The 14,142-nt window shown below is 47.2% G+C and carries 10 protein-coding genes; 2 read left to right on the top strand and 8 right to left on the bottom strand.

Annotation, left to right across the window (positions count from 1 at the left end; all coding sequences use genetic code 11):
• The first annotated feature begins 216 nt into the window (after nt 1-216).
• On the top strand, nt 217-3,003 hold the full coding sequence (locus MKX68_RS05740) for a DUF5689 domain-containing protein (protein WP_445671106.1): 2,787 nt from the start codon (nt 217-219) through the stop codon (nt 3,001-3,003).
• A gap of 538 nt (nt 3,004-3,541) precedes the next feature.
• On the opposite strand, the gene MKX68_RS05745 is transcribed toward MKX68_RS05740, so the two are convergent.
• From MKX68_RS05745 to MKX68_RS05765, 5 genes are all read right to left on the bottom strand, one after another.
• Nucleotides 3,542-3,802: a hypothetical protein gene (locus MKX68_RS05745; RefSeq protein WP_340909877.1), complete on the bottom strand. Its 261-nt coding sequence runs from the start codon at nt 3,800-3,802 to the stop codon at nt 3,542-3,544.
• A 316-nt stretch (nt 3,803-4,118) separates the two neighbouring features.
• On the bottom strand, nt 4,119-4,925 hold the full coding sequence (phnE, locus tag MKX68_RS05750) for a phosphonate ABC transporter, permease protein PhnE (protein ID WP_340909879.1): 807 nt from the start codon (nt 4,923-4,925) through the stop codon (nt 4,119-4,121).
• The gene (gene phnE / locus MKX68_RS05755) at nt 4,922-5,773 is read right to left on the bottom strand and encodes a phosphonate ABC transporter, permease protein PhnE (protein WP_340909880.1); all 852 of its coding nucleotides are present in this window, start codon (nt 5,771-5,773) and stop codon (nt 4,922-4,924) included. Before phnE (MKX68_RS05755) ends, phnE (MKX68_RS05750) begins: the two co-directional genes overlap by 4 nt.
• The gene (gene phnC, locus MKX68_RS05760; RefSeq protein WP_062837418.1) at nt 5,770-6,567 is read right to left on the bottom strand and encodes a phosphonate ABC transporter ATP-binding protein; all 798 of its coding nucleotides are present in this window, start codon (nt 6,565-6,567) and stop codon (nt 5,770-5,772) included. The genes phnE (MKX68_RS05755) and phnC overlap by 4 nt, the downstream gene beginning before the upstream one ends.
• Before the next feature lie 177 nt (nt 6,568-6,744).
• A complete protein-coding gene (locus MKX68_RS05765; RefSeq protein ID WP_445669427.1) occupies nt 6,745-7,743 on the bottom strand; it encodes a phosphate/phosphite/phosphonate ABC transporter substrate-binding protein in 999 nt (332 codons plus the stop codon).
• 258 nt (nt 7,744-8,001) lie between these two features.
• On the opposite strand from MKX68_RS05765, the gene MKX68_RS05770 reads away from it, so the two are divergent.
• The gene (locus MKX68_RS05770; protein ID WP_340909887.1) at nt 8,002-9,606 is read left to right on the top strand and encodes a bifunctional metallophosphatase/5'-nucleotidase; all 1,605 of its coding nucleotides are present in this window, start codon (nt 8,002-8,004) and stop codon (nt 9,604-9,606) included.
• Nucleotides 9,607-9,813: 207 nt separating this feature from the next.
• Here MKX68_RS05770 and MKX68_RS05775 read toward each other — a convergent pair whose 3' ends face one another.
• The 3 genes from MKX68_RS05775 to MKX68_RS05785 all read right to left on the bottom strand — a co-directional run bounded on the left by MKX68_RS05775 (nt 9,814) and on the right by MKX68_RS05785 (nt 14,055).
• Nucleotides 9,814-10,149, bottom strand: a complete 336-nt coding sequence (locus MKX68_RS05775) for a hypothetical protein (RefSeq protein ID WP_340909889.1) — start codon at nt 10,147-10,149, stop codon at nt 9,814-9,816.
• 278 nt (nt 10,150-10,427) lie between these two features.
• Nucleotides 10,428-12,266: an ABC transporter ATP-binding protein gene (locus MKX68_RS05780; RefSeq protein WP_315938018.1), complete on the bottom strand. Its 1,839-nt coding sequence runs from the start codon at nt 12,264-12,266 to the stop codon at nt 10,428-10,430.
• Nucleotides 12,247-14,055 (bottom strand): ABC transporter ATP-binding protein, encoded by a 1,809-nt coding sequence (locus tag MKX68_RS05785; RefSeq protein ID WP_340909891.1) that lies wholly within the window; start codon nt 14,053-14,055, stop codon nt 12,247-12,249. The genes MKX68_RS05780 and MKX68_RS05785 overlap by 20 nt, the downstream gene beginning before the upstream one ends.
• Nucleotides 14,056-14,142 lie beyond the last annotated feature (87 nt).

Raw genomic sequence — 14,142 nt, forward strand, 5'->3', positions numbered from 1 at the left:
GCTTTTTTTATGCCGAAATCAATATACGAGGGTAGATTGGATAAATAAAGACAGGATCGAATTACCTATGGATATGTCAAAAGACCCAATTTTACAAATATCGAGTTAATTTTTACAAATTGTTATGACTATGTGAGATTTTCATGTGGTAGAATATGGACGAACTCATGAATCAACTAATATTTGGGAGGGATTTGGTTGGGTAAATTAACAGGTATGCGAGGAGTATTTTTAAAATCACTCCTGGCATTGTCCATGGCTTTGCCGCTTCAGGTCGGATTATGGAACGGAGATGCATCGGTTCATGCGGAAGGACCGACAGACCCGGCACCGTTCATCCAGGCAAAGGTTGTGAACCAAAATGCAGGTAAAAAAGTATTGTTCGACAACTCTCACGGCCAAACGGCTGGAGCTGCAGACTGGGTCATTGATGGAGGTTTCTCCGACTTCGGGAATGCACTCGCGAATGATGGTTATTATGTCAAAGAACTTCGCAAGACAACTCCATTTACCTATGATGATCTGAAAGAGTATAACGTATTCGTTATTGCAGAGCCTCAAATTCCTTTCAAAACATCCGAACAAGCAGCACTCAAACAATATGTTGAAACGGGCGGCAGCATCTTCTTCGTTGGAGATCACTATAATGCCGACCGTAACAAAAACCGCTGGGATGGCTCTGAAGTCATCAACGGTTACCGTCGGGGAGCTTTTGAAGATCCGGCCAAAGGTATGAGCACCGATGAGCGTAACTCGGATGCCATGCAAAATGTAACTAGCACGGACTGGTTGTCCGATAACTTCGGCGTACGTTTCCGCTATAACGCACTTGGCGATATCAACGCCAATATCGTAGTACCGGCAGATCAAGCCTTCGGCATCACAGAAGGCGTATCGGCTGTAGCCATGCACGCCGGTTCAACACTTGCAATCACCGATCCAGAAAAGGCAAAAGGTATTGTGTACCTGCCAAAAACCAACGCAAAATGGAATAACGCGGTAGACCAAGGTGTCTACAACGGTGGCGGGATTGAAGAAGGTCCTTACGTGGCTGTATCCAAGCTGGGCGCAGGTAAAGCTGCCTTCATCGGTGACTCCTCTCCGGTTGAAGATGCATCACCAAAATATTTGCGTGAAGAGACAGGCACACGCAAAACAACTTATGACGGTTTCAAAGAAGCCGATGATGCCGTGTTGCTCGTGAACACCGTAAACTGGCTCGCTACACAAGAGAACTACACAAGCCTAACTGAAGTGAACGGACTTGAACTGGACACAGCTACAGCGCTGTTGCCATTCGAAGAACCGGCTGCTTCCACGGAACCACAGGCTGAACCTTGGGCCGCACCCGCTGCCGGATACAAGTGGTACGATCGTTCCACGTTCAAGGCTGGTTCTTACGGCGGACCTGCATCCATCGCAAACGCTGCTTACAGCTTCGTGAAGCAGGATATACTTCCAAATGCAGAAGACTTCCAGATTCGTGTAGTTGTGGAGAATATGGCTCCAAACACAACCGTATCCGGTTATAGTGCCGGTATCTATCTGACTGGCGGAACACAGGTCGCCATGATCCAGAATGAGAGCGGTACATGGCCAACTTCGTACGGATATAGCTCCACATTCAGTGTAACCTCGGACAGCCAAGGTCGCGGGATCAAAGACCTGAACGTCCGTATCAAACCGGGTACAACTGGTGCTGCGAGCTTGCGTCTGCGTCTGAATGGCAGCAACCTGATCACCAATGCCGTGACTGTTGGCAATGTGCCAGCAGAACAGCTTCCGGAAGAAGAAGGACCGATTCCAGCGGCTATCACCGTTGCTGAAGCACGCACCAAAGCAGTTGGTACGACCGTAACTATCGAAGGTGTTGTGACGACAGAACCGGGTGCATTTGGTGGACAAGCCTTCTATCTTCAAGATGAAACTGCCGGAATCTACGTATTCCAGCATACTAGCGGCTTCCATGCTGGTGACAAGGTGAAAGTAACGGCAGCAACAACCATCTATAACAGCGAGTTCGAGCTTACGGATATCGTTGCGATTGAGAAAACAGGTACGGCTTCCGTACCTGCTCCAACCGAAGTTACAGCAATTACAGATGCGAACCAGGGTCAACTGGTTCAATTGAAAGATGTAACGATCGAGAATATCATCAGTGCTACACCGGTTGGATCTTTTGAATTCGACGCGGTAGCAGCAGATGGCACGAGCACACATATCCGTGTAGATACACGTACAGGTGTGACGGAGACTGCCTTCCCTTATGTTGCTGGTGACAAAATCGATATCACAGGCGTTTCCGCTATTTTCAAAGACGTATATCAATTGAAACCTAGAAGCTTGAATGATTTTGTACCTGCGGAAAATCAAGGTGGAGGGGAAACACCTTCCACTCCAGCTGAAGGGGCACCGGGTAAACCGGTGCTTTCTTCTGATAATGGATATACAACTGGCCTGTTCGAAGGTTCGTATAACGTAAGCATGAACCTCTGGTGGGGCGAAAATGGTTCCACGTACAAACTGTATGAGAATGGCGTTCTGATCGATACACAGAAGTTGACTGCGGCTTCACCATCGGCTCAGTCCTCCAAAACGGCTATTACAGGCAAAGCTAACGGAACATACACGTATGTAGCTGAGCTGACCAACGACAAAGGAACTACACGCAGTGACGAGCTGACCGTTCAAGTAACGAACGCTGCTCCCGGGAAAGCGAACTTGTCCCAAAACAACTGGGATGGTGACGGCAACTACAACGTATCCATGAACCTCTGGTGGGGTACGAACGCAACCGAATACCGTCTCTATGAGAATGATGTATTGATTGATACACAAGCATTGAAAGCTGCTACACCAGCTTCTCAAAGTGCTACAACGGAATTGTCCGGTCGCGCTAACGGAACGTATACGTACCGTGCTGAGCTGATCAACGCCGCAGGTGTAACCAGCACCGAGACAATTACGGTTCAAGTTACCAAAGCATTGCCTTTGGCTAGCTAAGTCTCAGTTAAGAAGCCTAACGTTTAACCAAGCAACTAAAAAACCGAAACCAACATTGCCTGATTCACAGGGCAACATGGTTTCGGTTTTTTTATATGGAAGGACACATGTCGATAAAACGGTGAAGTGGTCACGTTTTCTTTGATGATCGTGCATGTAGAACACTTGGTCAGAAAGTAGACACTCGTGGCACTTGTGGCATTTATTGCACTTTTTGCACTAGTGGCGCTAATGATAATTTTGCCGGCTTCAGCCTTTCCAAATTGCTGCACTCCCTAGGCGCTAACGAACCTGACAGATCTTATTCAGCCATTTGGGACGAATTTTAAAATCTAACGAACCTCAGCATCGCTATTGAACAACATTTCAGTTACCAAAGGATCAAATCGGACAAAATGCAACATATAGCGTCACTACGATTCGTTAGAATTCCAGTGATGCCTTATGAGGCTAAACAGGGACTCTCAGGTTCCTTAGCCCAGTTCCCGCAAGGCTATGCTTCATTGTTTAAATTCTTTATCGCCGATGCAGAACAGGTTCATTTCAAACGTTCCGGCTCATATCCATTTCTAACAAATAGAATGCTGTTCCATACAGCACAATAAGCGGCCACGGCGATGACACTAATGACAAAAATCAAGTTCATCTGTGTAAATGTATAACTGCTTCCCGTGAAAATAATCAGGATTGCACTGAGCCCAATATTTTCTTTGTTATGTTTTTTAAACTTCTGAAAGATCATTCTGTATAGTAGCAGGAGTACCATAAACCCAATCCATATAAAATAAAATATTTCCATAGGTCACCTTCCTTTAAAAACTCACTTCTTTTATTGGTATCTAGGAGGAGTATTGATTAATATCCTTAATTCCCTTTATATAGAAACCTATTAATCTTACATGTATTTGGAAAATAATTCAATCATCTTTAAACATATTCTTGGAAACCTCTTATTCCTCAAAAGTTAGCTGAGAAACAAAAACGCACCGTTGTTTATTCGCAGACACGAAAAAAGACTATCCCTGCCAATATTCTGGCACCGAATAGCCCTCTCTTCTTACGCTATCATCTAATCTTAATTTATCATCTAATATATTCGTAACTCCACATTAACACTACACCAGCTTCTTACGAATATAACCCGAGATCAGGTCAATAATCGTGATCATCACGATAATACCCAACAGGATAATACCTACTCGCGGCCAGTTCCTAGTACTCAACGCGAAGATTAACGGTGTACCAATCCCCCCTGCTCCAATCACGCCGAGTATGGTCGCGGAACGTACATTAATCTCGAAACGATACAACGTATAGTTCAGGAATCCAGGCATAACTTGTGGCAGGATGGCAAACCACAACTGCTGCATGCGATTGGCTCCGGAGGCAAGCAACGCCTCAGATGGACCATAGTCGATATTTTCAACTTCATCCGCGTATAATTTGCCTAACATGCCGATGGAGTGTAACCCAAGAGCGAGAACCCCTGCAAACGATCCGGGACCTACTGCCTTAATGAACAACAAGGCCATGATAATCTCAGGGAACGTGCGGATAAAACTGAGTACCATTTTACCTGCACCCGAGATGGAACGATGCCCACTCATATTACGGGCAGCCCAGAAGGCAAACGGGATACAGAGCACAGCTGAGATCACGGTACCTAACACAGAGATTGCCAGCGTATCCAACAATCCTCGCAGCAAATCTTCTCCTTCAGGCAAATATACAAAATTCCAATCCGGTGAGAAAATCCCGGCTACAATGGCCTTCATAATCTGAGCGGCTGTTTCCTTGAAACCAGTAAATGGTACACCGGCAAGCGCCCAGACATACACAAGGATCAGCAGTAACACAATGACCCAGCGAAGCGGGTTCTTCCGTGGTTTAGGCCGGATGCGGCTTGTTTCATTTTTCATCATAGCAATTTCTCCCGCAGCTTAGTACTTACATAATCAATGATCAGGACAATGACGAGAGTAAACAGAATAATTACGCTGGTCTTGTCATACTCCAGGAATCCAAGTGTGGCCTCATAATAGAGTCCAATTCCTCCGGCTCCCACCAGTCCCAGAATGGCAGCAGCACGTATATTAATTTCAAAGGCATACAGCACATAGGATGTGAACTGGGCAGCCAGTTGCGGCACCACGCCATATACAATGAGCTGAATCCGGTTCATACCAACAGCCGTCATCGCTTCCAGTGGCCCCTGATCAATGGTTTCCAGCGTCTCATAGGTCAACTTCGCAATCAGACCTATCGAGAACACAGCCAGTGCCAAAATTCCGGGGATGGGCCCCAAACCAAACACAGCAACAAACAAAGCAGCAAGCAGCAGATCTGGCACGGTCCGAATCAGGTTCAGCAGAAAGCGCGCCGGATAGTAAATCCAGCGACTTGGCATCAGGTTACCAGCACAGATGATCGAGACGGGAATCGCAATAATCGCACCAATGGTTGTCCCAATCAGGGCCATTCGGATCGTTTCCAGCATGCCTTGCACGATATTATCAAAGTAACTCCAACGGGGTGGGAACATTTCCTTTAGCAGATCCAACATGTTGGGAAAACCTTCAAACAACTCCGTAAAGCTGGCATCCGTCTGTTTGGCACTGGCCCATAGAAGGAGCAGAATGATCACTAAAGTGAGCAAATGTTTCGTACGCCCAGGTGGTTTTGGGCGATTTACAACCTGAGCCGCGCTGGAACCAGGTCCCTTCCCTACTCCGCCTGAATTCTGAAGTGGAACGTTGGACTGCCCCTTCATACCACAACTTCTCCCTGCTCATGTACAGCCTGCTTGTCCAGCAATTCGTCAGCCAGAATTGGTCTGCCGTAAATTTCTGCAAAGCGCTCATCCGTTGCCTCTTCCACCGGACCGTCGAATACGACCTCGCCTGCTCGCAATCCGACAATACGGGTCGCATACTCTCTCGCCAGATCAATAAAGTGAAGGTTGACGATGGTCGTAATCCCAAGGTCCTGATTGATGCGTTTCAGGTCATCCATAACCTGCTTTGTTGTAAGCGGGTCAAGTGAAGCAACTGGTTCGTCGGCCAGAATGATTTTTGCTTCCTGTGCCAGTACACGGGCAATAGCCACACGCTGTTGTTGTCCACCAGACAACTGATCTGCACGGGAATAAGCTTTCTCCGAAATATTCACACGATCCAGCGCAGTGAATGCCAGTTCAATATCCTCTTTTGGAAAACGTCCGAGAATGGTACGCATGGTGGAATGGTATCCAACGCGTCCAGCGAGTACATTACGTAGTACACTGGACCGTTTCACCAGATTGAAACTTTGGAAGATCATGCCGATGTCACGTCTGATCATGCGCAGCCGTTTGCCTTGTGCCTTCGTGATGGAACTTCCGTTAATCAGAATCTCGCCCTCACTAATGTCGTGCAGTCGGTTAATGGAGCGTAAGAGTGTTGATTTACCTGCACCGGACAGACCCACTACAGCAATGAATTCACCCTGCTCAAATTTCAGATTAATATTATCCAGGCCCTTGGTGCCGTTAGCGTAAGTTTTGGTAACGTTATGAAGCTCAATCATGACAATATCCTTCTTTCATTCATAATGATCAACCATACATGAGTCCTTGCTATAATGGCACAAGCCAGCGCAGCGTAGATTACGCTGAACTGGCCTGTCCATTGCTACGATTAAGCTGTTCCCATCCTAGAAAGCTACTACAAAGTGAACAGATCCCGAATTACTTTTGGATCAGAATTATTCACCTTTCACTTTTTCGCCATACTGGCGAACGATCTCAAACTTGCTATCATCGGACTCTACATAACCTTCATGCGTATAGATTTCTTTGATGATCTGGTGACCTTCAGTATCTTTACCGATATCGATGAAGGCTTGTTTGATCTTCGCAGTCCAATCTGCATTCATGTCTGTACGAACGGCAATGGTATCGTTAGGAATAGGCTCAGTGAACGCCAGTACACGTGTATCTTCAAATACAGTCGGATAGTCTTTAGCTACCGTGTTGCGGGCATCTTGGAAAATAGCTGCTGCATCAACGTCACCGTTCAATACAGCGATAACACCTTGGTCATGACCTTTCAACGTTACAGGTGTTACATCTTTTAATGGATCAATGCCTCTGTCCAGCAACAGACCTGCTGGCCATACATAACCTGCGGAAGACGTTACGTTTTGGTAAGCAACTTTTTTACCTTTAAGGTCCTCGATGGATTGAATCGGAGAATCTTTTTTTACAATGAACATGGATTTATAGGAATCCGCCAACTCTTCGGTTGGAGCACCTGTCTCATCATTTACACCGAAACGTTGTGCTTGCAAAATAACCTGCGCAGCGCCTTTTTCTTTAGCCAGTACATAAGCTGTCGGAGGCAAGAAACCTACGTCTACTTTGTTGGAAGCCATTGCTTCAATAATTGTGTTGTAGTCGGTGGATACGCTGACTTTTACCGGAATGCCCAGTTTGTCACCAAGCAACTTCTCCAGCGGTTTCGCTTTGGCTTCAAGCGTATCTGCGTTCTGGGAAGGAACAAATTGAACCGTCAGTTCAGTTGGCACATAACCTTCGACAGCTTTCTCTGTCTCTGCCGTAGACGTACCGGATGCATTGGAACTCGTATTATCCCCGTTAGCCGAACCTGTTGTACTACTGCTAGACCCACAAGCACTCAGAAACAGAACCAAAATCAACAATGGTAAAAATAAAGCAGACTTCTTCAAACGAACACCCTCCAAAGAGTTTCTATTTTTCAGTACTTATCTACTATAGTTGCCAAATATTAGCGCGATGTGAAACGAAATTTGGAGTTTTGTAAAGTTTCCTGTCAGGCTGTCAGCGCGACTTGTATCTGTTAGAATAGGCTCATTATGGTTGAAGATATAAGAAGAACATCGGAGATAACGGCGTATACTTCGGTTCTTCAGGCTATTCATTCTTCTCCGTTTTATGGTAATTCCATATATCTGAACTTATATATTAGAGGAGATTGTAAAATGACATCCACAAACCATACGGCAAGCTTCGATATTCTGTATACCAGTGATCTGCACGGTGCGATCCGTCCCATTCATTACAATACCAATGCCTACTGCCCGGCTGGGCTTGCCCTGCTGGCTTCCCTGATTCGTAAGGAACGTGAACGTTCACCTGAATTGATGCTGGTGGATAACGGGGATCTGCTGCAAGGATCACCCTTGGCCTCTTATGCAGCTTCACAGGTTTCCAAAAACGAAATGCATCCATTCATAACAGTATTGAATGAACTCGGTTATGATGCTGCGGTGATGGGCAATCACGAGTTTAACTATGGTCAGAATCTGTTGCGCGGAGCAGTTGAAGCTTCCAACTTCCCTTGGCTGTCTGCCAATATTGTAAAAGATGAGCAAACGGACGTACCTGCGTACGGCCCTCCGTATCTAATCAAAACCTTGTCTTCAGGCATCAAAGTAGCCCTGTTGGGCGCAACTACGCACTACATACCGAACTGGGAGCACCCGAAAAATATTGAGGGGTTACAGTTCCTGGATGCCTTGGAGACCATTCGTACATGGGTTAGCTATATCCATCAGCATGAACAACCAGATGTAATGGTTGTCAGTTATCATGGCGGATTTGAGAGTGATCTGGAGACAGGCGAGCCCACCGAACGGTTAACTGGAGAAAATCAAGGTTATGCCATCTGCCGGGACATCGAAGGCATCGATGTGTTGCTTACCGGACATCAGCATCGTCAGCTTACCGCTAATATTCATGGTGTAACCGTCGTTCAGCCGGGATTCAGTGGGAATGGTTCGGGGCATGTAACCGTTCAGTTGGAACAATCATCGGACGGGAAATGGCAGATTACAGATAAGCAGGCTCGGTTGTTACTTCTGGAAGAACATAGTGAAGTTGAGCCAGATGCAAACGTCATGCAACTGACAGAAGAGCTGGAAACTGAGGCTCAAGCATGGCTTGATCAACCCATTGGCGAAGTGACTGGGGATTTATCCATCACCAACGCTACGGCTCTGCGACTCAAGGCACATCCATTCATTGCTTTTGTACATCAAGTGCAGATGGAAGCGACTGGAGCGCAGCTCTCCAATACCGCCATGCTGAGTGAAGAAGCTCGCGGTTTCGGGAGTCACATCACCGTTCGGGACGTGTTATCCAACTTTATCTATCCTAATACACTGACGGTACTGGAGTTGAGTGGTCAGGATATCCGGGAGGCACTGGAACAAACGGCTCGTTACTTTGAAGTGAATGCTTCTGGCGAGGTGGCAGTCAATCCGGCTTATATGGAGCCCAAACCCCAACATTATAATTACGATATGTGGGCTGGCATGGAATACGAGTTGGATATCTCCCAACCTGTGGGCAGTCGAGTTGTGAAATTGGAACGTGAAGGCAAGCCAATGGACATGAATGGCATGTACTCTGTGGTGATGAACAGCTACCGCGCTGCTGGCGGCGGGGATTATGCAATGTACCCGGGCAAAAAGGTACTGCACGAGGGTGCCACGGACATGGCCGCACTGGTGGAAGATTACATCCGCAGACATCAGCCGTTAACGGTGGAGCAAGCGGATAACTGGAAAGTTATTGGAAGTTAAATGAAAAAGAGCAGGTCCTGTGATCAGGATCTGCTCTTTTGTTTTCTACCTATAACTTCGTATAGAAACGTAATGTAGTTGATTTCAGCCTCATAATTTTAATACATATTGGAACTGAACTGACCATTAGCTTAAAGAAAAAACAACCAGTTGGTTGAACAGCTGCTTACTTGTTCTTGTTGAATTATCCTATCCTGTACTGTCCCGTTATCCGATATATTGAAGGATTAACTGATATAACGCTATTGAAAATCCTAAGATACTCGCTTTCATTTTAGATGGATGATTTCTTTCGCTGCGAATCAAATATAAGAAAACCACAATAAACCCTGCGGGGATCCATAGCTCAAAGACACCATTTGTTGTACTTTGAGAATAAATTGGCGTAATGAACGTACTAATCAAAAAGTAAAAGAAAACCGTAAAACGTCTTGTTTCTAACTGCTTGCTCCACCTTACTAGAATGAAAATAATAATGATTGCGATAATCGTAATGTGTAAAGGGGGAAAAAGAAGAGCAGCATTCCCAAATTTGAATTCCATTCCACATTGCCCTCCTCTCTTTTAATGCATCACATGACTGACTACAGGCATACGTGTAAAAATTCATTCTCATGCTTCAAAACCGCTGGCAACCTTCCAAAAACGGACCTATTCCAATATATCCTTATTTTAACATACAATCACAGTTCCATTTCCCACGTTTATTCAATAAAATATGCAAAAAGAGCAGAAGTGAGGAGCATCGTGCCCTCATCCCTGCTCTTTTTACATACCTACAAGTTTTTTTTCTAATACATGTCCCATATTATCCAAAATGACTATTGCGCCTTTTTACGCAGCTGACTGTAATACAGCTCGCTGTAGAAACCGCCTTGTTCCAGCAACGCATCATGCGATCCTTGCTCCAACAGATGCCCATCCTTCAGCACCAGAATCCGGTCGGCCTGACGGATCGTGTTCAGCCTGTGGGCAATAACAAAGCTAGTACGACCTTGCATCAGGCGTTGCAACCCTTCCTGGATTTTAATCTCCGTAACAGTATCAATACTGCTCGTCGCTTCGTCCAGTACGAGTATCGATGGATCTGCCAAGATTGCCCGGGCAATGGCGAGTAGTTGCTTCTGCCCCTGACTAATGCCGCTCCCGTCGGCTTGGAGCACTTTGTCGTACCCGTCCTTCATTCGCACAATGAAGGAATGGGCATTCGCCAGCCGGGAGGCTGCTTCCACCTCTTCATCCGTCGCATCGAGACGGCCAAATCGAATATTTTCCCGAATCGTGCCCTGAAACAGAAATGAATCTTGTAGTACAAATGCCATATGTGACCGCAGATTCTCACGTCGAATGGTGGTCATATCGCGACCATCTACCGTTAATGTGCCACCTGTCGGATCATAGAAACGGGATAATAGCTGAATTAATGTTGTTTTCCCCGCTCCGGTCGGACCCACAAGGGCAATCATCTCCCCCGGTTTGGCTTCAAAGCTGATGTCATGCAAAATGTTACGTCCTTCATCGTATCCAAAGGATACTTTGTCGAAACGAACGGCTCCCTCCACCTTGTCCAGAGATACCGCTGCCCCTTCATCCTTCGCTTCCTCATCTTCGTCCAGCACCTCGAATACGCGCTCAGCCCCCGCAATTGCGGACAATAACGTATTCCACTGATTCGCCAGATCATTCAGCGGACGGGTGAATTGACGAGCATATTCTACAAAAATAATAATCACCCCGACTGTAACCGAACCCTGAATCGCCAGAATACCACCGATGCCCGCAACAATCGCAAAGCTCAGGTTGTTCAAACCATTCATCAGTTTCGGGATAAAACCAGAGATCGTCTGTGCCCAGAAACCGGAAATCCGGATGCGGGTATTCCGTTCCTCAAAACCGCGAATCACCCGCTCCTCTTGGGAGAATGCCTTAATGATCCGCTGACCGGATAATGTCTCTTCGATGTAACCGTTAAGTTCACCGAGATTGCGCTGCCGCTCCTTGAAGAGCGGTCCCGTTCTGCGCGTAATCCAGCGCATACCAATGGCCATCAAAGGCACAACGATAAAGGTAAGCAGGGTCAGTAGCGGACTGAGCCAGAGCATAACCCCAAACGTGCCGAGCAGCGTTAATACACTTGAGAAAATCTGGATCGCCGAGCTGTTCAACGTACCGCTGACATTCTCGATATCATTGGTCACCCGGCTCATAATCTCCCCCTGCTGGCGTTTACCGAAGAATGGAATCGGCAGCTTGTGCAGATGGGAGAACAGATCATACCGCATGCGGAACACGGTTTCCTGTGCAATTTCGATCATCCATATATTTTGTAACCAGGATGTAAGAGAGAACAAGACATACACTGCGGTTAATCCAATCAGAAACCGAGTCCAGCTTGCCCCGCCTTCTCCCGCGATGAAATCATCCACGGCCACCCCTACCATGTAAGGGCCAAGCAATGCGAGCGCGGAGCTGGCAAACACCATCAACAGTACCATGGACAGCTTAACCTTGCGACGTGCCAGATAGGTCCAGATACGACCTAGTGTACCTGACCAGTTCTTCGCCCGTGCCTTGGGTTTGCGACCACCACCTGATCGTAACGTCTCCGGATCAATCGGTGGCGGCGGCTGACGGAAAGGCTCAATGAATGCTTTGAACATGCTGTGCACCCTCCCCGTATTGTGATTCATGGATTCGACGATACAGCTCTGACGATTCCATCAGGTCTTCATGTTTTCCCTGTCCAATGAGTTGTCCATCATCAAGCAGCAGAATCAGGTCTGCCGAAGTGGTCGAACTGATCTTCTGGGTGATGATAAACGTGGTACACGATAATTCTTCCAGCGCATCGAGCAGTCTGCCTTCTGTAGCCACATCCAGCGCACTTGTACTATCGTCCAGAATCAGAATTCTTGGTCTACGTACCAGTGCTCGTGCAATGGAAAGTCGCTGCTTCTGTCCACCGGAGAGATTCACTCCCCGTTGACCCAGCAATGTATCATAACCGTTTGGTAAATTCTCAATCGTTTCATGGATTTGCGCGCGCTTTGCGGCTTCCACGATCTCCTCCAAGGTAGCATCTTCCTGACCCCAGGCAATATTCTCCCGGATGGAACCGGTAAACAGGACAACCTCCTGAGGCACATAACCAATCGCACCACGCAGCATGGACAGATCCAGCTCTGATGCATCGGCACCATCAATCCGTACCTTTCCTTGATCCTCTGTGTATAAACGCGGAATAAGCTGTACCAGCGAAGATTTGCCTGAGCCTGTTGCTCCCATAATGGCAATACGCTCCCCCGCTTTTGCCGTGAATGTGATGTTATCCAGTACTGTAATTTCACTATTCGGATAACTGAAACCTACACTGCGGAATTCAACCGCTCCCTGCACAGCGCGCTGTTTCTTCGAAGAGTATACAGATTGCGGAAAATGCGAAGAATTCACAGATCCAGCAGATGGTACAGACGCGGATACTGCATTATTCTGTTCAGTCTCCGATGTATCCTCCGTATTAAACACTTCATTCAGTCGTTGCGCCGAAGCGCTTGCTCTTGAGAAGGTTACCAGGATCCATGACAACGCAGACATGGCACCAATTGTGCGAAGCAGGTAGTTAATGACGGCGACCACTTCACCCACGGTTGCATTACCGGAGGCAATGTCGACTCGTCCAAACCATAACACGGCGATGATACAAACGTTCATCATCAGCAGCATGAACGGCATTGTCGTCTCCGTCAGGCGCAGCGCGGAGATTGTGCCTTTCATCAGCTTGCCGCTGAATCCGGCAAAGCGTTCAATCTCATGGCCCATCCGTACGAAGACACGGATCAGCCGAATGCCTGTCAGATTCTCCTGGATGACTCCATTGACGGCATCCAGTCTGCGCTGCACATTGCGGAACAGCAGCGCTGCCTTTTTGATCATCCACACTACAACAATGAGCAGTACAGGCACCATGACAACCAACAGCAGACCCAACCTCGGGTTCACGATCACTGCCATAATCATGCTACCAATCACCACCAGGGGCACACGTGTCATGAATCGCAGACTCATGAAGACGGTGTCCTGAACCTGGGTCACGTCCCCCGTTAATCGGGTAATCAGGGACGATGTCGCGAACCGGTTAAAGACAGCATAAGAGAACGTTTGCACTTTCTCATACAACTTCTCCCGCAGATCGTATCCGAACCCCAAGCTCGCATGGGATGCAAAGAACGAACTCGCAATTCCGGCAGCAAAAGCCACAACAGCACTGCCGACCAGCACGCCACCCCATAACCAGACGACAGACAAGTCTCCCTGTTGAATGCCGTTATCAATGATCTTGGAGATCAGATAAGGCTGAGCCAGCTCCACCGCAAGCTCAATTAACATCATGACCAGGGCTGCAATCGCGGCAACTCGGTACTTCTTCAAGTAGTACAACAGCTTGATCATAAGCATTCCTCCGGCTCGGAGCACCCTAAACCGATAACACGTTCCAGCTCAGAGCCTCCATTAGACATGTTGTTTTCTCCACAGCGT

The organism is Paenibacillus sp. FSL M8-0212 (genome assembly GCF_038004645.1).
Taxonomy (GTDB): Bacteria; Bacillota; Bacilli; order Paenibacillales; family Paenibacillaceae; genus Paenibacillus.

Excerpts from the sequence above, each read along its gene's own strand:
- MKX68_RS05740 (WP_445671106.1), top strand. The coding sequence starts at position 217 with ATGCGAGGAGTATTTTTAAAATCACTCCTGGCATTGTCCATGGCTTTG.
- MKX68_RS05745 (WP_340909877.1), bottom strand. The coding sequence starts at position 3,802 with ATGGAAATATTTTATTTTATATGGATTGGGTTTATGGTACTCCTGCTA.
- phnE (WP_340909879.1), bottom strand. The coding sequence starts at position 4,925 with ATGATGAAAAATGAAACAAGCCGCATCCGGCCTAAACCACGGAAGAAC.
- phnE (WP_340909880.1), bottom strand. The coding sequence starts at position 5,773 with ATGAAGGGGCAGTCCAACGTTCCACTTCAGAATTCAGGCGGAGTAGGG.
- phnC (WP_062837418.1), bottom strand. The coding sequence starts at position 6,567 with ATGATTGAGCTTCATAACGTTACCAAAACTTACGCTAACGGCACCAAG.
- MKX68_RS05770 (WP_340909887.1), top strand. The coding sequence starts at position 8,002 with ATGACATCCACAAACCATACGGCAAGCTTCGATATTCTGTATACCAGT.
- MKX68_RS05775 (WP_340909889.1), bottom strand. The coding sequence starts at position 10,149 with ATGGAATTCAAATTTGGGAATGCTGCTCTTCTTTTTCCCCCTTTACAC.
- MKX68_RS05780 (WP_315938018.1), bottom strand. The coding sequence starts at position 12,266 with ATGTTCAAAGCATTCATTGAGCCTTTCCGTCAGCCGCCGCCACCGATT.
- MKX68_RS05785 (WP_340909891.1), bottom strand. The coding sequence starts at position 14,055 with ATGATCAAGCTGTTGTACTACTTGAAGAAGTACCGAGTTGCCGCGATT.